Source organism: Lacticaseibacillus absianus (assembly GCF_013407595.1).
In the GTDB taxonomy this organism is placed as follows: Bacteria; Bacillota; Bacilli; order Lactobacillales; family Lactobacillaceae; genus Lacticaseibacillus; species Lacticaseibacillus absianus.
This window is the reverse complement of sequence record NZ_JABEKX010000006.1, coordinates 68,088-87,783: the sequence shown is the minus strand read 5'-3', so window position 1 is coordinate 87,783 and position 19,696 is coordinate 68,088. Positions and strand designations below refer to the sequence as shown.

The following is a 19,696-nucleotide window of genomic DNA, read 5'->3' as shown; positions in this document are numbered from 1 at the left end:
GCGAAACCGCGTAAGCAATGAAGGGTCGCAATCCAAAAATAGGATTGCGGCCCTTCTCAGTTTGCAAGACGGTCGATTATTGGGTGCTTACTGAGTACCCGGGCCAGACGGGCGTTGGACCCGGCGCGCGGGTGCCTGCAAATTTCAGTCTTAGGGTCCAGGGCTTTCAGTAATGTTTCTGTTAAAATCATGATAGCAAGGGACTGAAAATTGAATCGGGTGTGGATAGTCCTTATACTGTAACTAAAGCTTTTGTCGACGGTTGGAGGAAGTCTGATGAATATTGGCATTTTTACGGATTCATATTTTCCGCAGGTCAGTGGTGTCGCGACCTCGATCAAAACGTTGAAGGAAGACCTGGAGCGTAAGGGCCACGCGGTCTACATCTTCACGACGACGGATCCGCACGTGCCGGATGATGCGGTGGAGCCGAACATCTTTCGCTTCGGCAGCGTGCCGTTCGTCTCGTTCACGGATCGGCGGATCGCGATCCGCGGGATGTTTCATGCGTACGCGGTGGCCAAGGAACTGAAGCTAGACATCGTGCACACGCAGACGGAGTTCTCGATGGGCTACATCGGCAAATTCGTCGCACGCCAGCTGAAGATCCCGACGGTCCACACGTACCACACGATGTACGAGGACTACCTACATTACGTGATGAACGGCCACCTGTTGCGCCCGTACCACGTCAAGCAGATGACGCGGGCCTTTTTGTACCATGTCTCCGGCGTGGTGGCGCCTTCTGAGCGGGTACACGCTACGTTGACGCGCTACGGGATCAAGATCCCGATCGCGATCGTCCCGACCGGCGTCGACTTGACCCAGTTCCGTCAGGCCAAGGATCCACAGCTGCGCGAGCGGCTCGGTCTGACCGATGTGCCGGTGCTGTTGTCGCTGTCGCGGGTCGCGTACGAAAAGCGGATCGACAAGCTTGTCGCCGCAATGCCAGCGATCCTTGACCAAGTCCCAGATGCGGTGTTGCTGATCGTTGGTGATGGCCCTGCGCATGAGGACTTACAGAAGCAGGCGGCACAGCTCGGGTTGGGGGACCACGTGCGCTTCACTGGTGAGGTCGACCACAATGCGGTCCCGGATTACTACCGGGCGGCGGATCTCTTCGTGTCAGCCAGCGACTCCGAGTCGCAGGGGCTGACCTACATCGAGGCGCTGGCGGCCGGCCGCAAGGTGGTCGCGCTGGCGGGAGACTACACGCAGATGCTCCTGGATGACCCGGCGATCGGGACCACGTTCACGACAGACCGGGAGATGGTGCACCAGGTGGTCAACTATCTCACGCACCCGCAGGTCTTCGACGACCCGGCGCCGCGTGAGGCCAAGCTGACAGCGATCTCCGCGGACTTATTCGGCGATCGCATCCTGCAGGTGTATCAAGGCGCGATGACCCAGTACACGCGGGAACTGAACGATTTGGATGAGGCAGTCGCGGCAGACTCCGAGCGACCGTCCTTGAAGGGGTAATCATGATCGACATTCACATGTTTTCGTCTGCGGACAAGGTGGCCGGACAAGGGGTCGGCGCCGTGTACACCGAGCTGCTCGACCTGCTCGACAAGTACTGCCCAGGCGAGTTTCGCATCAGCATCAACCAGTACAGCGCGAGCGCGATCAGCCACTACCACACGATCGACCCGGCGTTTTACGCCTCGACGTTCAGCAAGCGGCGAGGGCGCAAGATCGGCTACGTCCACTTTTTACCGGACACGCTGGATCAGAGCTTGCGCCTGCCCGGGATCGCACGCTGGAGCCTAGATAAGTACGTGATCGCGTTTTATAAGCGTATGGATACGCTGGTGGTGGTCAACCCGAACTTCATTCCGAAGCTCGCAGCCTACGGGATCGACCCGAAGAAGGTCACGTACATCCCGAACTTTGTCTCCCGGGAGACCTTCTACCCAGCACCGACGGCGGAAAAGGCGCACTTGCGCCAGCAGTACGGCCTGCGTCCGGATGACTTCGTCGTGTTCGGGGCCGGGCAGGTCCAGGATCGCAAAGGGGTCGATGACTTCATCGCCCTGGCCAAGCGCAATCCGGATATGCGCTTCATCTGGGCGGGGGGGTTCTCCTTTGGAATGATCACCAACGGGTATGACCATTTGAAGTCAGCGGTCGCCAATGCGCCGGATAACCTGACCTTCACTGGTATCGTGCCGCGGGAAGACATGGTCGACTACTATAACATCGCCGATGTCTTCTTGCTTCCGTCCTACGAGGAGCTGTTCCCGATGGCAGTGCTGGAAGCATTCAGCACCGAGACGCCGGTGATGGTACGCGACCTCGCTTTGTACGACGAGATCATCGCCCCGTTTGCGGTGATGGCCGCCGACGTCAACGCGATGGACCAGAAGCTTCACGAACTGCGGGCCGATCCGGCTGCGCTGGCCCACTATGCTGAGCGCAGCCAAGCGGCCGCTGCCACGTATTCGGAGGCCCGTCTGGCGCGGGTGTGGGAACATTTTTACCGGACGCAAGCCGCCCTTGGAGCTGGCCAATGAGTCGGCGCAACAAGCTCGTTGCGCTGTTGATGGTGCTGATCGGCGGCGGGATCTTCGCCTTCGAGATGCGCGATCTGCAAGTCCGGCAGGTGATCCACACGTTGCGCCACTTGCAACTGTGGTGGCTATTGGTCGCCACCTTGATGATGCTCGCCTCGTGGTTGGTCGAAACGCTGGTGGTGCAGATCTTCGTGCAACACGAAGGGGAGCGCCTGAGTTTCGGGGCTGCGTTGCGTGTCCCGCTCGTCGAGCAGCTGTTCAATAACATCACCCCGTTCGCCTCTGGTGGCCAACCCGCTCAGCTGGTGGCCCTGATGCAGGCCGGGGTCGAAGGCGGTCGGGCCAGCTCGATCTTGCTGATGAAGTTCATCGTCTACCAGTTCATGGTGCTGATCAACTTCGTCATCACACTCGTGCTGGGGTTCCACCAGATGGCCAGCCGCTTCGGCCCGCTCGCGTTTTTGATCATCTTCGGCTTCGTGATCCACGTGACCGTGATCGCCGGGTTGCTCCTCGTGATGTACCACTACCGGTTCACCAAGCGCCTAGTCGGCTGGATCGTCCGCGTCGCGGGCTGGTTCGTCGGGGCGCAGCGCCAGGCAATGATGCAGGCGACAATGGACGAGAAGATCGACACCTTCTACGCCGAAAGCCTGCACCTCAAGCAGGCCAAAGGCAAAGTCCTGCGGGCGGCTGCGTTGACATTGGTGCAGCTGCTGCTGTACTACGCGGTGCCGTACTTCGTCTTGCGCTGCTTCGGGGTGACGAATGTCAGTCTGGTCGAGGTGATCGTCTTGCACGTGATGATCGTGATGATCGTCTCGCTGTTTCCGATCCCTGGGGGGACTGGTGGCGCAGAGTACAGCTTCAAGACGCTCTTTGCGACATATGTGCCACTGCCCTCTCAGCTGGTGCTCGCCATGCTACTGTGGCGCTTGCTGACCTACTACCTGGGCATGGCGCTCGGGGCGCTCGCGCTGGGGTTTTCGCCGAGTCGGATGAAGGCGGCCAAGCCGCGCCGCAAGTGAAAAAACTTCAGGTTTCAGCCATTTTCATGGGCACAAAAAGCGTTTTTATGGTACGCTATCACAGAAGTACAGGAAAGGGGCCGTTTCATGAAAAGCTCACAGTTAGTTGCGATCATCAAACGCCTTGAAGCCATGCAGGAAGCGACTGATGGCGAGGTGCAAACGCGGCGGTTCGAAAAGGACGGCGTCGAAAAAGGGCTAGTGTCTTACGACCCGAAGTCCGAAACATTCACGCTCGAAGAAATGGATCAACATCAGAAATTTGATTTTGACGACATCGACTTGGTGGCCATCGAGATCTTTGACCTGCTTGACGACTCCGAAAACTAGCAACGTGCAAGGGAAGCCCTGGGTGGGCTTTTTTTGTTGCCCGGCCGAAGGATGCACGCGCGTCAAGGCGGCCGGCGGTTAGTATAAGATGTCGTTAAGTCAGGGGCAAAACCAAGGGGGGAAATTGTCTTTTTCATGGCGCTTGTGTAAACTTACGAGTGATACAGACATTTTATGAGCAGTGGAGGAACACGATGAAGCAAATCGGCAGTCGAATACGCGGATACTTCAATACGCGCTTTGGATTTTTCGTGCTGGCCATCGCCTTGTTCTGGGCGAAAACATACTGGGCTTACAACAACAAATTCAACCTAGGCGTTAAGGGGAGCATGCAGGAGCTACTGCTGGCGATCAATCCGATCCCGACCACGCTGTTACTGTTCGGCATCGCGCTGTACCTGAGCGGTCGGAAGTCGTACATCACCATGTTGATCATCGATGGGCTCACGTCGGTGTGGTTGTTCGCCAATATCCTTTATTACCGCGAATTTTCGGACTTTTTGACCTTCGCACTGATCAAAGGCTCCGGGGCGGTTTCGAACAACTTGAGCAAAGGGGTCTTGGGCATCATGGAGCCGACCGATTGGTTGGTCTTCGCCGATGTGATCGTGCTGATCCTGCTGCTGGCGACCCATGCGATCCGCATGAATATCCAACCGATCAAGAAGCGGTTCGCCTTGGGCATCTCGGTCCTGGCCCTGCTGCTCTTCGGCGCGAATCTCAGCATGGCGTACGCCGATCGCTCCGGTCTGCTGACTCGGACTTTCGACAACAACTACATCGTCAAGTACCTTGGGCTGAATGCCTACACCGTCGTCGACGGGGTCAAAACGGCGAAGACGAGCGCGGCCAAAGCCAACGCTAAAGCATCGGATCTCGATTCGGTCTTCAAATTCCTGAAGCAGAACCAGGCGACGCCCAATGTCACGTACAGCGGCGTGGCGAAGGGGAAGAACGTCTTCATCGTTCACCTGGAAAGCCTGCAGCAGTTCATGATCGACTTCAAGTGGCAGGGCCAGGAGGTGACACCGAACCTCAACAAGCTCTACCATGCCAGCGACACACTGAGTTTCGATAATGTGTTCAACCAAGTCGGGCAGGGGAAGACGGCGGACGCCGAGATGATGCTTGAGAACTCGCTGTTCGGGATCGCCGAAGGGTCCGCGATGGTCGCAGACGGCACGTCGAACACTTTCCAGGCCGCGCCGGCGATCTTGGGCCAGTCCGGGTATACCTCCGCAGCGTTTCACGGGGACGTGCCGAGCTTCTGGAACCGGGATAACACATACAAGTCATGGGGTTATGATTACTTCATCTCCAAGGCATACTACCCGACAGGCAAAAACTTCGAGGTCGGTTATGGGTTGAAGGATAAGATCTTCATGAAGTACTCGACTCAATACATCGAGCAGCTCCCACAGCCGTTTTACGCGAAGCTGATCACGGTCACCAACCACTACCCGTACACGCTGGACAAGAAGAACCAGACGATCGCGAAGACTAAGACTGGCGATAAGACCGTCGATGGTTACGTGCAGACCGCCCGCTACCTGGACGAGTCGATCGGGGAGTTCATGGCGTGGTTGAAGACCTCTGGGCTGGATAAGACTAGCATGGTCGTGTTCTACGGGGACCACTACGGGATCTCGGGCAACCACAAGAAGGCGGTCGCCAAGCTGTTGGGGCAAGAGACCTTCAATGACTTTGACAACGCACAGTTCCAGCGGATCCCGCTGATGATCCACATGGCTGGCCTCAAGGGCGGCATCAACCACACCTATGGCGGTGAGATCGACGTTCTACCGACGATCGAGAACCTGTTGGGGATCAAGTCCAGCAACTACATCCAGTTCGGGACAGATTTGCTGAGCACGAACCGGGATCAGACAGTGGCCTTCCGCAACGGGGACTTTGTCACCCCGGACTACACGAAGGTCGGCAGTGACTATTACGACACCAAGACCGGTGAGCGTTTGAGTAAACTGACCCAAGCGCAAAAAACGGCGGTGAACCAGGCGACGAACAAGGTGACAACCACCTTGTCGCTGTCTGATCGGGTGATCAACTCGGATCTGTTGCGGTTCTACACGCCGAGTGGGTTCACCAAGGTCGACAAGTCTGCCTACTCGTACAATAAGACCAAGGCGACCAAAAAGCTGAAGGCCGCGCAGAAGGCGGGGACCAGCGTGCTGAGTCGCAATCAAGGCCAGTCGCTGCTGGATAAGTACGTCACGGATGCGCCGGAGCTCGCGGACGACGACGCAGCGGCCAGTTCAAGTGATCGTTCAAGCGGGAGCGGCAGTAGTAGTTCAAGCTCTAGCGCAAGCAGCGTGAGTTCTAGCACCGACGAGTGATCGAATACCCTCGCCCACTGGGTGGGGGTATTCGTCTGCATTGCGTCTGGCGCTGAATCGCGGTATGCTGGTGATAAATAGTAAGCCCCATTTTTGAATAGGTGGTCAAAATGCAAGAAACGGTGTATCACCAAACGATGGCGCGGCTGAAGGCGAATGGGATCCACATCACGCCTCAACGCGATGCGATCATCCAGTTCATGATCGCCAGCACCGCCCACCCGACGGCGGAGATGATTTACGCGGCGCTTGCGCCGCAGTTTCCGCGAATGAGCGTCGCCACTGTCTACAATAATCTCAAGCTCCTGCTCGACCTCGGATTGATCGAGGAGATGAACGTTGGGGATGTCGCGACGCATTACGACTTCGCGCTGATCCCGCATTACCACGCGGTCTGCACGAACTGCGGTAAGATCGTCGACTTTGTCTACCCCGGGCTCGTGGATGTCGAGCAGGTCGCGGCGGGCAAGACGGGCTTTGCTGTATCCGGGCATCATTTGGAGGTCTACGGCCTCTGCCCGGAGTGCCAGGTCAAGCTTGGAAAAACGAATAATTAGTGTTGAACCGTTAGATGATCGCTAAAAAGCCGAACGCGCAATCGTGTATAAAATTGCCCGTTCGGCTTTTATTTTTAGGTGGAGTTTCTCGCAAAATATAGTTGACGATGCCGCCTAAAGGCTGGTAAGATACTTGTTGTTGTCAGCGCGACGGTCACCGTCGACAGTGGTGAAGCATGAATAAATATTCATGCTTCAAAAATTGATCGTTGACACCGCTTCGTCAATAAGATATACTAACAAAGTTGTCTTAACGACAAGGTCGTCCTTTGAAAACTGAACAAAGTTTCGTTATGTGATAGGGCTTTTCGATCTTGAATCGAAGAGAATTAAACATTGCGAAGTCAATTCGCTAGTAACAACAAATCGAGCTATTCAAATAACTCATTTATATGAGAGTTTGATCCTGGCTCAGGATGAACGCTGGCGGCGTGCCTAATACATGCAAGTCGAACGAGGTCTTGTTGATTGAAGTTTTCGGACTGATTTCTCTAAGACCGAGTGGCGGACGGGTGAGTAACACGTGGGTAACCTGCCCTCAAGCAGGGGATAACATTTGGAAACAGATGCTAATACCGTATAATCCTCAGAACCGCATGGTTCTGAGTTGAAAGGCGGCTTTCGAGCTGTCACTTGAGGATGGACCCGCGGCGCATTAGCTAGTTGGTGAGGTAATGGCCCACCAAGGCAGTGATGCGTAGCCGACCTGAGAGGGTGATCGGCCACATTGGGACTGAGACACGGCCCAAACTCCTACGGGAGGCAGCAGTAGGGAATCTTCCACAATGGACGAAAGTCTGATGGAGCAACGCCGCGTGAGTGAAGAAGGTTTTCGGATCGTAAAACTCTGTTGTTGGAGAAGAACGTACGTGAGAGTAACTGTTCACGTAGTGACGGTATCCAACCAGAAAGCCACGGCTAACTACGTGCCAGCAGCCGCGGTAATACGTAGGTGGCAAGCGTTATCCGGATTTATTGGGCGTAAAGCGAGCGCAGGCGGTTTCTTAAGTCTGATGTGAAAGCCCTCGGCTTAACCGAGGAAGTGCATCGGAAACTGGGAAACTTGAGTGCAGAAGAGGACAGTGGAACTCCATGTGTAGCGGTGAAATGCGTAGATATATGGAAGAACACCAGTGGCGAAGGCGGCTGTCTGGTCTGTAACTGACGCTGAGGCTCGAAAGCATGGGTAGCGAACAGGATTAGATACCCTGGTAGTCCATGCCGTAAACGATGAATGCTAGGTGTTGGAGGGTTTCCGCCCTTCAGTGCCGCAGCTAACGCATTAAGCATTCCGCCTGGGGAGTACGGCCGCAAGGCTGAAACTCAAAGGAATTGACGGGGGCCCGCACAAGCGGTGGAGCATGTGGTTTAATTCGAAGCAACGCGAAGAACCTTACCAGGTCTTGACATCTTTTGACCATCTGAGAGATCAGATTTTCCCTTCGGGGACAAAATGACAGGTGGTGCATGGTTGTCGTCAGCTCGTGTCGTGAGATGTTGGGTTAAGTCCCGCAACGAGCGCAACCCTTATGACTAGTTGCCAGCATTCAGTTGGGCACTCTAGTAAGACTGCCGGTGACAAACCGGAGGAAGGTGGGGACGACGTCAAATCATCATGCCCCTTATGACCTGGGCTACACACGTGCTACAATGGCCGGTACAACGAGTCGCTAACCCGCGAGGGTACGCTAATCTCTTAAAGCCGGTCTCAGTTCGGACTGTAGGCTGCAACTCGCCTACACGAAGTCGGAATCGCTAGTAATCGCGGATCAGCATGCCGCGGTGAATACGTTCCCGGGCCTTGTACACACCGCCCGTCACACCATGAGAGTTTGTAACACCCGAAGCCGGTGGGGTAACCCGTTAGGGAGCTAGCCGTCTAAGGTGGGACAGATGATTAGGGTGAAGTCGTAACAAGGTAGCCGTAGGAGAACCTGCGGCTGGATCACCTCCTTTCTAAGGATAGGGCCTAACGGCCCACGGAAACCTATCACGAAACTTTGTTTAGTTTTGAGAGGATCACCTCTCAGAAGTTTTGCTCTTTGAAAACTGGATATCATTGTTTTTAGAAATGCCGAGAACACAAGCGTATTTGTTAGAGTTTCTATAGAAATTCGAATCGCTGACCGATCTTTTTAAAGATCAAGGTCAAGTTACAAAGGGCGCACGGTGGATGCCTTGGCACTAGGAGCCGATGAAGGACGGGACTAACACCGATATGCTTCGGGGAGCTGTACGTAAGCTTTGATCCGGAGATTTCCGAATGGGGGAACCCAGTCACTTTTTAGTGATTACTTTTGTGTGAATACATAGCACATCAGAGGCAGACGTGGGGAACTGAAACATCTAAGTACCCACAGGAAGAGAAAGCAAACGCGATTCCCATAGTAGCGGCGAGCGAAGTGGGAACAGCCCAAACCAAGGAGCTTGCTCCTTGGGGTTGTAGGACCAGACATTGGAGTTACCAAGGTGGTCGGTAGATGAAGTCAGCTGGAAAGCTGCGCGAAACAGGGTGAAAGCCCCGTAGTCGAAACCGATCACCCTCCGTTTGGGATCCTGAGTACGGCGGAACACGTGAAATTCCGTCGGAATCCGGGTGGACCATCACCCAAGGCTAAATACTCCCTAGTGACCGATAGTGAACCAGTACCGTGAGGGAAAGGTGAAAAGCACCCCGGGAGGGGAGTGAAATAGTTCCTGAAACCGTGTGCCTACAATTAGTCGAAGCCCGTTAATGGGTGACGGCGTGCCTTTTGTAGAATGAACCGGCGAGTTACGCTAACATGCGAGGTTAAGGTGAAAAGCCGGAGCCGCAGCGAAAGCGAGTCTGAATAGGGCGACAGAGTATGTTGGTGTAGACCCGAAACCAAGTGACCTACCCATGACCAGGTTGAAGGTGTGGTAAAACACACTGGAGGACCGAACCCGTGTATGTTGAAAAATGCTGGGATGAGTTGTGGGTAGCGGTGAAATTCCAAACGAACTTGGAGATAGCTGGTTCTCTCCGAAATAGCTTTAGGGCTAGCCTCGGAGGATGGATATTGGAGGTAGAGCACTGTTTGGACTAGGGGCCCGTCAAGGGTTACTGAATTCAGATAAACTCCGAATACCAATTATCTTACTCCGGGAGTCAGACAGTGAGCGATAAGGTCCATTGTCGAAAGGGGAACAGCCCAGATCACCAGTTAAGGTCCCTAAATCTATGCTAAGTGGAAAAGGATGTGGCGTTGCACAGACAACTAGGATGTTGGCTCAGAAGCAGCCACCATTTAAAGAGTGCGTAATAGCTCACTAGTCGAGTGACCCTGCGCCGAAAATATACCGGGGCTAAGCATAGTACCGAAACTGTGGGTGCGACCTTTTGGTCGCGCGGTAGGAGAGCGTTCTAAGGGCGTTGAAGGTGGATCGTGAGGACCACTGGAGCGCTTAGAAGTGAGAATGCCGGCATGAGTAGCGAAAGACAGGTGAGAATCCTGTCCACCGTATGACTAAGGTTTCCTGGGGAAGGCTCGTCCTCCCAGGGTTAGTCGGGACCTAAGGCGAGGCCGAGAGGCGTAGTCGATGGCAAACAGGTTGAGATTCCTGTACTAGATCATTTTGTTTGAGCGATGGCGGGACGCAGGAGGCTAAGACAAGCACCCAGCTGGAAACGGGTGTCCAAGCAGTTAGGCTTGAGGTGAGTGAAATGCTTGCCCCTTTAAGGCTAAGCTGTGATGGGGAGCGAAATTTAAGTAGCGAAGTGTCTGATGTCACACTGCCAAGAAAAGCGTCTAGTGAGAAATGATCTACCCGTACCGCAAACCGACACAGGTAGTCGAGGCGAGTAGCCTCAGGTGAGCGAGCGAACTCTCGTTAAGGAACTCGGCAAAATGACCCCGTAACTTCGGAAGAAGGGGTGCTGACCGCAAGGTCAGCCGCAGTGAATAGGCCCAAACAACTGTTTATCAAAAACACAGGTCTCTGCTAAATCGTAAGATGACGTATAGGGGCTGACACCTGCCCGGTGCTGGAAGGTTAAGAGGATGAGTTAGCGCAAGCGAAGCCCAGAATTGAAGCCCCAGTAAACGGCGGCCGTAACTATAACGGTCCTAAGGTAGCGAAATTCCTTGTCGGGTAAGTTCCGACCCGCACGAAAGGTGTAATGATTTGGGCACTGTCTCAACGAGAGACTCGGTGAAATTATAGTACCCGTGAAGATGCGGGTTACCCGCGACAGGACGGAAAGACCCCATGGAGCTTTACTGTAGCTTGATATTGAGTGTTTGTACCGCTTGTACAGGATAGGTAGGAGCCGTAGAGACCGGAACGCTAGTTTCGGAGGAGGCATTGGTGGGATACTACCCTTGCTGTATGAACACTCTAACCCGCGCCACTAAGCGTGGCGGGAGACAGTGTCAGGTGGGCAGTTTGACTGGGGCGGTCGCCTCCTAAAATGTAACGGAGGCGCCCAAAGGTTCCCTCAGAATGGTTGGAAATCATTCGCAGAGTGTAAAGGTATAAGGGAGCTTGACTGCGAGACTGACAAGTCGAGCAGGGACGAAAGTCGGGCTTAGTGATCCGGTGGTTCCGCATGGAAGGGCCATCGCTCAACGGATAAAAGCTACCCTGGGGATAACAGGCTTATCTCCCCCAAGAGTCCACATCGACGGGGAGGTTTGGCACCTCGATGTCGGCTCATCGCATCCTGGGGCTGTAGTCGGTCCCAAGGGTTGGGCTGTTCGCCCATTAAAGCGGTACGCGAGCTGGGTTCAGAACGTCGTGAGACAGTTCGGTCCCTATCCGTCGCGGGCGCAGGAAATTTGAGAGGAGCTGTCCTTAGTACGAGAGGACCGGGATGGACGTTCCGCTGGTGTACCAGTTGTGCCGCCAGGCGCATCGCTGGGTAGCTATGAACGGAAGGGATAAACGCTGAAAGCATCTAAGTGTGAAGCCCCCCTCGAGATGAGATTTCCCATTCCTATATGGAAGTAAGACCCCTGAGAGATGATCAGGTAGATAGGCTGGAAGTGGAAGTGCAGCGATGTATGGAGCGGACCAGTACTAATCGGTCGAGGACTTGACCTAAAAGCGAAACAGATACGCGTTCAAGGTATAAAACAATGATGTCCAGTTTTGAGGGTGCAAAGCTCTCAGTTGAATAAGAAGTGCGGTGGCGATAGCGAGAAGGATACACCTGTTCCCATGCCGAACACAGAAGTTAAGCTTCTCTACGCCGAGAGTAGTTGGTGGGTGACTGCCTGCGAGGGTAGGAAGCTGCCGCGCTTCATTCCGGATTAGCTCAGTGGTAGAGCACCTGACTGTTAATCAGGGTGTCGTCAGTTCGAGCCTGACATCCGGAGTATGGAGAGTTGTCCGAGAGGCCGAAGGAGCATGGTTGGAAACCATGTATACGGGCTTTACCCGTATCAAGGGTTCGAATCCCTTACTCTCCGTTGATTCAATGGCCCGTTGGTCAAGTGGTTAAGACACCGCCCTTTCACGGCGGTAACATGGGTTCAAATCCCGTACGGGTCAGTATTATGGAGGATTAGCTCAGTTGGGAGAGCGTCTGCCTTACAAGCAGAGGGTCACAGGTTCGAGCCCTGTATCCTCCATTTTTTTTATTTAGGGTTCCATGGTCTAGTTGGTTAGGACGCCTGCCTGTCACGCAGGAGATCACGGGTTCGAGTCCCGTTGGAACCGCTCAGAAAGTCGCGAGGGTGCTCGCGGCTTTTTTGATGCCTGCCGACACTGAAAAAGCCCGCATAACGCGGGCAAGGGTCAGCCGTGAAGGTGGGTCCAGACGTCGACTAGACTGATCAAGACGCCGGCCCAGACTGTGGCGATCGGCGGCAACTGACGGTGTTTGACACTCAGACCAGTTCCGCAGAGCAGTGCGATCGCGGCGGTCACCCATGTGAAGGACTGCTGCCAGACGGCCAGACCGGCGATCAGCACCTGGCTGGCCAGCGTTGCCCACCACGGCAGGTGCGGCGTCCACTGGGCGACAAGCGGTGGCAGGGTGACGAAGGTCACGGCGAGTAAGGCCTGGGGCGTGATCAGCTGATTCAGCTGGGCCAAGAGGAGCAGTTGCACGAAGGCGACTTCGAGTTGCCACCCGGATAGAGCAAGAGGCTTTTGGAGGTTCTGACTGGCGAGCAAGGCGGCCAGTGCGATCTGCGCGAGTGCGAGCGGCAAGAGCCGCCAGGTCCCCCAGGCGCCGATCCCAGCCAGGACCAGGGCCGGTAGCAGGCCGCGCAGGTCGCGGCTGACGTTCACCCATGCGAGGCATAGCGCCATGGCGATCAACGCCCAGGTGCTCAGGGTCAGCTGGGTGAGCTGTGTGCGGTTGAGCAGAAGGGGCAGGATCAGTAGCTGAGCCGCCGCGCTGGCGGTCAGCAGCAGTTTGTTTTTCATAGACGCGGTTCCTTTCAGTTCGCCTCTTATGTTACCCAATCTCGAGGCTTTTCGCAAAAAGGAATTTCGGTTCTTACTTATTTATGGTAAACTGGGACAGTTGCAAAGAATTCCCGATGGGATCCGCTTCGGCGGAGATGCCTTGTAACCGAACGACTAATTAGGGGGAAAATACACATGCAAGAACGCCACTTATTCACTTCGGAGTCCGTCTCCGAAGGCCACCCGGACAAGATCGCCGATCAGATCTCGGACGCGATCTTGGACGCGCTGCTCGCCGAGGATCCGGACGCGCGGGTCGCCTGTGAGACGACCGTGACCACCGGCCTCGTGTTGGTGGTCGGGGAGATCTCCACGACCGCATACGTGGACATCCAAAAGGTGGTCCGCGAGACGATCCGTGAGATCGGCTACACCAAGGAATCCGGCTTCGACCCGGATTCGGTCGGGGTGCTCGTCGCACTCGACGAACAGTCACCCGACATTGCGATGGGGGTCGACGACTCCGTCGAAGCCCGCCGCGATGACACGGACCCGTTGGACAAGATCGGGGCCGGCGACCAAGGGATGATGTTCGGCTACGCGATCAACGAAACACCAGAATTCATGCCACTGCCGATCAGCTTGGCGCATCAGCTGATGCGCAAGATCACCGCGCTGCGCAAGGCCGGCACGCTGCCCTACTTGCGACCGGATGCCAAGGCACAGGTCACCGTCGAGTACGATGACCAAGAACAGCCAGTACGCGTCGACACAGTCGTGTTGTCGACGCAGCACGACCCGGACGTGACGCTGGATCAGATCCGCGCCGATATCGAAGCACAGGTGATCCGGGCCGTGATCCCGGCCGCGCTGTTGGACGACCGGACGAAGCTCTATGTGAATCCGACCGGCCGCTTCGTGCTAGGCGGCCCACAGGCAGACTCCGGGCTGACCGGGCGTAAGATCATCGTCGACACTTATGGCGGGTTCGCCCGGCACGGTGGCGGGGCGTTTTCCGGGAAGGACGCGACGAAGGTCGACCGTTCGGCCAGCTACGCCGCGCGCTACATCGCCAAGAACATCGTGGCGGCGGGGCTGGCCGACAAGCTGGAGGTCCAGCTCGCCTACGCGATCGGCGTGGCGCAGCCTGTCTCCGTGTCGGTCAACTGCTTTGGCACGAACAAGATCTCAGAACAGACGATTACCGAAGCCATTCGCGCAAACTTTGATCTGCGCCCGGCGGGGATCATTAAAATGCTCGACCTGCGGCGCCCGATCTTCAAACAGACGGCGGCATACGGTCACTTTGGACGTACAGATGTTGATCTTCCTTGGGAGCAGCTCGACCGCGTGGCGGCGCTGACCAAGTACTTAGATTGAACGAGTGAAGAGGCGGCCTATCCCTTAGGGGGATAGGTCGCTTCGTTTTTTGAAGGAAGGACGGGCTCATGCCGAAAACCAAACAGACAAATGTTGTGATCGTGACGATCGCGATTTTCATCGCGACGTTCATGACTGCGATCGAAGGAACAATCGTGTCCACTGCGATGCCGACCATTGTGGGGAGCCTCCACGGCGTCAACCTGATGAATTGGATCATCTCGATCTACCTGCTGACCAACGCGATGGCGACCCCGATCTATGGCAAATTCGCCGATAAGATCGGCCGCAAGCCGGTGTTCTTGATCGGGCTGGCGATCTTCGTCCTCGGCTCGACGCTGTCCGGCTTGGCGCAATCCATGCCGATCCTGATCGTCTTCCGCGCGATCCAGGGGATCGGCGCCGGGGCGATCATGCCGGTGACCTTCACGATCATCGCGGACATCTACCCGTTCGAAAAGCGCGCGAAAGTGCTCGGGTTCAACGGCTCGGCCTGGGGGATCGCGTCGGTGGTCGCGCCACTGCTTGGCGGCTTCATCGTCGATCAGCTCTCGTGGCACTGGATTTTTTTCATCAACGTCCCGATCGGGCTGATCACGATGGCGTTGGTCGTGTTCTTTTTCCATGAGCAGTACGATGCGGCGAACCAGGCAGTGGATTACCTCGGCACGGTGTGGCTGGTGCTGACGCTGCTGCTGGTGATGCTGGGCTTCCAAGGTCTGGCCGACCCGAACGGCGTGTGGGTGCTAGTCGGCCTGCTGGCGCTAGCAGCGCTCACGCTGTGGCTCTTCGTGCGCCAGGAAAAACGGGCGGTGGATCCGATCATCGACTTGCGCCTCTTCAACAACCGCGGCTTCGTGATCACCAACGTCGTCGCAGCGCTGATCTCGGGCTTCGTGATCGGGTATGAGGCGTACATGCCGATGTGGGTCCAGGGGATCCTCGGCATGGATGCGTCCTTCGGGGGCTTCGCGATCACGCCGAGCAGTCTGATGTGGATCATCGGCTCCTTTGTCGCCGGCCGGATGCTGACCAGCATGCCCGCGCGACGGATCCTCGCCTTGGCGATGGCACTACTGCTGGTCGGGAGCCTGATCCTTGCAATCGTGCCGGAAGCGACCCCGTACTGGTTCTTCCTGCTGGTCGCCGCAGGGCTTGGGCTGGGGTTTGGCATGGTGATCACGACGACCACTGTGCGGGCGCAGGCCGCCGTCGATCAAAGCGAAGTCGGCGTGGCGACGAGCTTCAACACCCTGTCGCGTACGCTGGGGCAGACGCTGATGGTCTCGGTTTACGGTGTTGTGTTGAACTTGCGTATGGCACAGGGGGTGGCGGCACATCCGGCGGTGCACAGCGATATGCTCAATAAGCTGATCAACCCGCAGACGGCGCAGTCACTGCCGGCGATGTTGATGCCAACGCTGCGCAAGATCCTCTACGAAGGGCTGCACAACATCTACTTCTTCTCGGTGGTCATCGTTGCCTTAGCGCTGGTGATCAACGCTTTCGACCGCACGCCCAAGTCGGTCGAGTCGTGAGCGGTCTTGGCCTGCACCGACCACCGGCGGCGCGAAGTCGCCTGAGGTCACCTGAAAAACGCGTCTGCTTCAGAACTGAGGCAGACGCGTTTTTGATGTCTATCGGTGTGGGCCGTTCATCGCAACGTGTGTGGCTTATCACGCAGGACCCAGCCGGTCGGGGTGACGCGGGTCAGCCACGGATACATCAGCCACCACACGAGCATCAGGCCGAACAGGGCCTCGGCGTACCCGGCGAGCACATCCGTGGGGAAATGGACTTGGACGTAGATCCGGGAGTAGCCCGTCAGGCCGATCATCGCGATGCTGAAGCCGATGAGCACGCGGCGCAGGGATTTGCGGGTAACTAAGGCGGCTGTCAGCAGGATCACGGTGCCCCACAGGAGCATCGTGCCGCTCGCGTGACCACTGGGGAAGCTGTAGCCGCCGATGCGGGTCAGCGGTGTGATGGTCGGGTCGGCGACGAAGGGGCGCAGGCGGCGGATCAGCAACTTCACGCAGGAATTGAGGCCGCTCATGCCGATGATCGCGACGGCCGCGAACACGGCGTAGCGTTTTTTGCGGTAGTAGAACAAGATCGCGGCTAACCCGGCGCCGAGCCCGACGATCACGGGTGGATTGCCACAGTTGGTGATCCACAGGAGCACTTCGGTCAGCGGTTCGGGCCGAACGGCAGTCACCCACGCGATGATCGGCGCGTCGATGGCATGGATCCACGCCGCGTCGACGGCGACGCCCCACAGTAGGGGGATGAAGACCACCAAGGCGCCAGCGGCGATCAGAAGGGGAGTTTTGGGTCGAGTCACAGGCACACCTCCGTTTAGTTCAAAATTGTACCATAGGACGCCGCAGAAGGCTTGTTTCACGCCGGCGTTTTTGCTATGCTTAACCCAATATCGAACGAACGAAGGACGAGTAAGCGCGGCGCGGCGACCAGAGAGCAGGCGGTCGGTGTGAGCCTGACGACGCAACGCGGTGAACTGACCTTTTCAGTGCGACCAAGCCAATGGTCGCCGGCCCTGACCGTTATCCAGTCAAGCGCTGCTTCGGCAGAACTTAGGTGGTACCGCGGCCGAAGCCGTCCTATATCGATGGGGCGGTTTTTTGTTTGGTTCGAGAATCCCAAGGAGGAATGATCCATGTACGATCACAAGGCGATCGAGAAAAAGTGGCAAAAGCGTTGGCACGAGCACAACAACTTCAACACGACGACTGACCCGAACAAGAAGAACTACTACGCGCTGGACATGTTCCCGTATCCGTCGGGCCAAGGCCTGCACGTTGGCCACCCAGAAGGCTACACGGCGACCGATATCACGGCCCGCATGAAACGCGCACAGGGCTACAACGTGTTGCACCCGATGGGCTGGGATGCCTTCGGGTTGCCGGCGGAGCAGTATGCGCTGAACACGGGGAACAACCCGAAGGACTTCACGAAGAAGAACATCGAAAACTTCAAGCGCCAGATCAACGCCTTAGGGTTCTCCTATGACTGGAACCGCGAGATCTCGACCACTGATCCGAACTACTACAAGTGGACGCAGTGGATCTTCGAGCAGATGTACAAGAAGGGCCTCGCGTACGAAGCCGAAGTGGCGGTCAACTGGAGCCCGGACCTTGGGACTGTGGTCGCCAACGAAGAGGTGATCGACGGCAAAACTGAGCGCGGCGGCTTCCCGGTCATCCGCAAGCCGATGCGTCAGTGGGTCCTGAAGATCACGGCCTACGCCGATCGCCTGCTGGAAGGGCTCGACGACCTCGACTGGCCAGAGCCGATCAAGCAGATGCAGCGTAACTGGATCGGTCGCTCCGTGGGGGCTCAGGTGACGTTCAAGGTCGCGGGCTCCGATCAGACCTTTGATGTGTTCACCACGCGCCCAGATACGCTGTTCGGCGCCAGCTACTGCGTGATGGCGCCAGAGCACGCCTTGGTCGACGTGATCACCACGCCTGCACAACGAGACGCGGTGGCGGCCTACAAGGCGGCCATCGAGCACAAATCGGACCTCGAGCGCACGGACCTGAACAAGGACAAGACCGGTGTGTGGACCGGCGCGTACGCGATCAACCCGATCAACGGCGAGCAGCTGCCGATCTGGCTCTCCGATTACGTCCTGGTCAGCTACGGGACCGGTGCGATCATGGCGGTGCCGGCGCATGACGAGCGTGACTACGCATTCGCCCAGAAGTTCGACCTGCCGATCCGCCCGGTGATCGACGGCGGTGACGTCAAGACGGCTGCCTACACCGGTGACGGCGTGCACATTAACTCCGGTTTCATGGACGGGATGACCAAGCAAGCGGCGATCGACGCCGCGATCGACTGGCTGGAAGCCCAAGGCGTCGGCGAAAAGCACGTCAACTACAAGCTGCGCGACTGGGTCTTCTCCCGCCAACGCTACTGGGGTGAACCGATCCCAGTGATCCACTGGGAAGACGGCGAGACCACCCTCGTCCCTGAAGATGAGCTGCCGCTGATGCTGCCGGAAGAGGCAGATATTCGCCCTTCTGGGACTGGTGAGTCACCGCTGGCCAACCTCGACGATTGGGTCAACGTCGTCGATGCCAACGGGCGCAAGGGTCGGCGCGAGACCAACACGATGCCACAGTGGGCCGGGTCGTCCTGGTACTACCTGCGCTTCGTCGATCCGCACAACAAGGAAGCCCTTGCGGATTTTGACAAGCTGAAGGACTGGACGCCGGTCGACCTCTACATCGGCGGGGCGGAGCACGCCGTGTTGCACCTGCTGTACGCCCGGTTCTGGAACATGTTCCTGTACGATATCGGGGTGGCCCCGTACCCGGAACCGTTCAAGCGCCTGTACAACCAGGGGATGATTCTTGGTGACAACCACGAGAAGATGAGCAAGTCCAAGGGCAACGTCGTCAACCCTGATGATGTGGTCAACGACTACGGTGCGGATACGCTGCGCCTGTACGAAATGTTCATGGGCCCACTGGATGCGGGGATCGCTTGGAGCACCACCGGCTTAGCTGGGGCGCGCAAGTTCCTTGATCGCGTCTACGGGACGTTCGTCGATGACAACGGCAAGATGCGCGACCACATCACAACGATCAACGACGGCCGGTTGGACAAGGTCTACAACGAGACGGTCAAGAAGGTCACCGCGGACTTCGAGTCCCTGCACTTCAACACCGCCATCTCCCAGATGATGGTCTTCATCAACGAGGCGCGCAAGGTCGATGCCCTGCCGTACGCTTACGTGGAAGGCTTCGTCAAGCTGCTGGCGCCGATCGCCCCACACCTGATGGAAGAAGTCTGGCAGATCCTCGGGCATGAGCACACCCTGACCTATGAGGCCTGGCCGACCTACGACGAGGCGGCGCTACAGACGGAGCAGGTCAACCTGATGGTGCAGGTCAACGGGAAGTTGCGCGGTCACCTGACCGTCGCGGTGGACGCCGCGGATGCCGACATCCTCGAGGCGGCCAAGGCGATCGGGAACGTTCAGAAGTTCACCGAGGGCAAGACGATCGTCAAGGAGATCGTGATCCCGAAGAAGATCGTCAACATCGTCGTCAAATAAGGTCTACTCGCAGCACGCCCCTCCTGGGCGTGCTGTTTGCGTTGACGCGCGCCGGACTACCGCCCAA

At 57.0% G+C, this 19,696-nt stretch carries 11 protein-coding genes, 5 tRNA genes, 3 rRNA genes and 1 riboswitch; of the genes, 17 read left to right on the top strand and 2 right to left on the bottom strand.

Annotated elements, in window-relative coordinates; all coding sequences use genetic code 11:
* Nucleotides 1-276 precede the first annotated feature (276 nt).
* From HII33_RS13305 to HII33_RS13240, 14 genes are all read left to right on the top strand, one after another.
* The gene (locus HII33_RS13305) at nucleotides 277-1,482 is read left to right on the top strand and encodes a glycosyltransferase family 4 protein (RefSeq protein ID WP_179396295.1); all 1,206 of its coding nucleotides are present in this window, start codon (nucleotides 277-279) and stop codon (nucleotides 1,480-1,482) included.
* Between the two features lie 2 nt (nucleotides 1,483-1,484).
* Nucleotides 1,485-2,516 (top strand): glycosyltransferase family 4 protein, encoded by a 1,032-nt coding sequence (locus HII33_RS13300; RefSeq protein ID WP_179396294.1) that lies wholly within the window; start codon nucleotides 1,485-1,487, stop codon nucleotides 2,514-2,516.
* Nucleotides 2,513-3,544, top strand: a complete 1,032-nt coding sequence (locus HII33_RS13295; protein WP_179396293.1) for a lysylphosphatidylglycerol synthase transmembrane domain-containing protein — start codon at nucleotides 2,513-2,515, stop codon at nucleotides 3,542-3,544. The genes HII33_RS13300 and HII33_RS13295 overlap by 4 nt, the downstream gene beginning before the upstream one ends.
* 87 nt (nucleotides 3,545-3,631) lie before the next feature.
* Nucleotides 3,632-3,874, top strand: coding sequence for a YkuJ family protein (locus HII33_RS13290; protein ID WP_125706717.1), 243 nt, complete (start codon nucleotides 3,632-3,634; stop codon nucleotides 3,872-3,874).
* A 194-nt stretch (nucleotides 3,875-4,068) separates the two neighbouring features.
* The gene (locus HII33_RS13285; protein ID WP_179396292.1) at nucleotides 4,069-6,228 is read left to right on the top strand and encodes an LTA synthase family protein; all 2,160 of its coding nucleotides are present in this window, start codon (nucleotides 4,069-4,071) and stop codon (nucleotides 6,226-6,228) included.
* Between the two features lie 110 nt (nucleotides 6,229-6,338).
* A complete protein-coding gene (locus tag HII33_RS13280) occupies nucleotides 6,339-6,785 on the top strand; it encodes a Fur family transcriptional regulator (RefSeq protein ID WP_179396291.1) in 447 nt (148 codons plus the stop codon).
* A 388-nt stretch (nucleotides 6,786-7,173) separates the two neighbouring features.
* Nucleotides 7,174-8,741: ribosomal RNA gene (locus HII33_RS13275) — 16S ribosomal RNA — on the top strand.
* Nucleotides 8,742-8,931: 190 nt separating this feature from the next.
* Nucleotides 8,932-11,849 (top strand): 23S ribosomal RNA (locus HII33_RS13270).
* Between the two features lie 81 nt (nucleotides 11,850-11,930).
* A 5S ribosomal RNA gene (rrf, locus tag HII33_RS13265) occupies nucleotides 11,931-12,047 on the top strand.
* Together the 16S, 23S and 5S rRNA genes with 5 tRNA genes alongside form the textbook arrangement of a ribosomal RNA operon.
* 5 nt (nucleotides 12,048-12,052) lie before the next feature.
* A tRNA-Asn gene (locus HII33_RS13260) sits at nucleotides 12,053-12,124 on the top strand.
* 3 nt (nucleotides 12,125-12,127) lie between these two features.
* Nucleotides 12,128-12,217: transfer RNA gene (locus tag HII33_RS13255), tRNA-Ser, on the top strand.
* Nucleotides 12,218-12,227: 10 nt separating this feature from the next.
* Nucleotides 12,228-12,299 (top strand) — tRNA-Glu (locus HII33_RS13250).
* A 7-nt stretch (nucleotides 12,300-12,306) separates the two neighbouring features.
* Nucleotides 12,307-12,379 (top strand) — tRNA-Val (locus HII33_RS13245).
* A gap of 14 nt (nucleotides 12,380-12,393) precedes the next feature.
* Nucleotides 12,394-12,467 (top strand) — tRNA-Asp (locus tag HII33_RS13240).
* A 78-nt stretch (nucleotides 12,468-12,545) separates the two neighbouring features.
* Here HII33_RS13240 and HII33_RS13235 read toward each other — a convergent pair.
* Entirely contained in the window at nucleotides 12,546-13,181 is a 636-nt protein-coding gene (locus HII33_RS13235; RefSeq protein WP_179396290.1) for a hypothetical protein, read from the bottom strand.
* 95 nt (nucleotides 13,182-13,276) lie between these two features.
* A riboswitch (SMK box riboswitch) is annotated at nucleotides 13,277-13,361 on the top strand.
* On the opposite strand from HII33_RS13235, the gene metK reads away from it, so the two are divergent.
* Both metK and HII33_RS13225 read left to right on the top strand, forming a co-directional pair.
* Complete coding sequence (metK, locus tag HII33_RS13230) at nucleotides 13,359-14,543, top strand: methionine adenosyltransferase (RefSeq protein WP_179396289.1); 1,185 nt, start codon at nucleotides 13,359-13,361, stop codon at nucleotides 14,541-14,543. Its footprint overlaps the riboswitch before it by 3 nt.
* 68 nt (nucleotides 14,544-14,611) lie before the next feature.
* Nucleotides 14,612-16,081 carry an MDR family MFS transporter gene (locus HII33_RS13225; RefSeq protein WP_179396288.1) on the top strand — a complete coding sequence of 490 codons (1,470 nt, stop codon included), beginning with the start codon at nucleotides 14,612-14,614 and terminating at the stop codon, nucleotides 16,079-16,081.
* 116 nt (nucleotides 16,082-16,197) lie between these two features.
* On the opposite strand, the gene HII33_RS13845 is transcribed toward HII33_RS13225, so the two are convergent.
* Nucleotides 16,198-16,887, bottom strand: a complete 690-nt coding sequence (locus tag HII33_RS13845; RefSeq protein WP_179396287.1) for a phosphatase PAP2 family protein — start codon at nucleotides 16,885-16,887, stop codon at nucleotides 16,198-16,200.
* Between the two features lie 333 nt (nucleotides 16,888-17,220).
* Here HII33_RS13845 and leuS point away from each other — a divergent pair, with 333 nt between their 5' ends.
* The gene (leuS, locus tag HII33_RS13215; protein ID WP_179396286.1) at nucleotides 17,221-19,629 is read left to right on the top strand and encodes a leucine--tRNA ligase; all 2,409 of its coding nucleotides are present in this window, start codon (nucleotides 17,221-17,223) and stop codon (nucleotides 19,627-19,629) included.
* The last annotated feature ends 67 nt before the right edge of the window (nucleotides 19,630-19,696 follow it).

Coding starts and splice junctions, on each gene's coding strand:
- HII33_RS13305 (WP_179396295.1), top strand. CDS start 277: ATGAATATTGGCATTTTTACGGATTCATATTTTCCGCAGGTCAGTGGT.
- HII33_RS13300 (WP_179396294.1), top strand. CDS start 1,485: ATGATCGACATTCACATGTTTTCGTCTGCGGACAAGGTGGCCGGACAA.
- HII33_RS13295 (WP_179396293.1), top strand. CDS start 2,513: ATGAGTCGGCGCAACAAGCTCGTTGCGCTGTTGATGGTGCTGATCGGC.
- HII33_RS13290 (WP_125706717.1), top strand. CDS start 3,632: ATGAAAAGCTCACAGTTAGTTGCGATCATCAAACGCCTTGAAGCCATG.
- HII33_RS13285 (WP_179396292.1), top strand. CDS start 4,069: ATGAAGCAAATCGGCAGTCGAATACGCGGATACTTCAATACGCGCTTT.
- HII33_RS13280 (WP_179396291.1), top strand. CDS start 6,339: ATGCAAGAAACGGTGTATCACCAAACGATGGCGCGGCTGAAGGCGAAT.
- HII33_RS13235 (WP_179396290.1), bottom strand. CDS start 13,181: ATGAAAAACAAACTGCTGCTGACCGCCAGCGCGGCGGCTCAGCTACTG.
- metK (WP_179396289.1), top strand. CDS start 13,359: ATGCAAGAACGCCACTTATTCACTTCGGAGTCCGTCTCCGAAGGCCAC.
- HII33_RS13225 (WP_179396288.1), top strand. CDS start 14,612: ATGCCGAAAACCAAACAGACAAATGTTGTGATCGTGACGATCGCGATT.
- leuS (WP_179396286.1), top strand. CDS start 17,221: ATGTACGATCACAAGGCGATCGAGAAAAAGTGGCAAAAGCGTTGGCAC.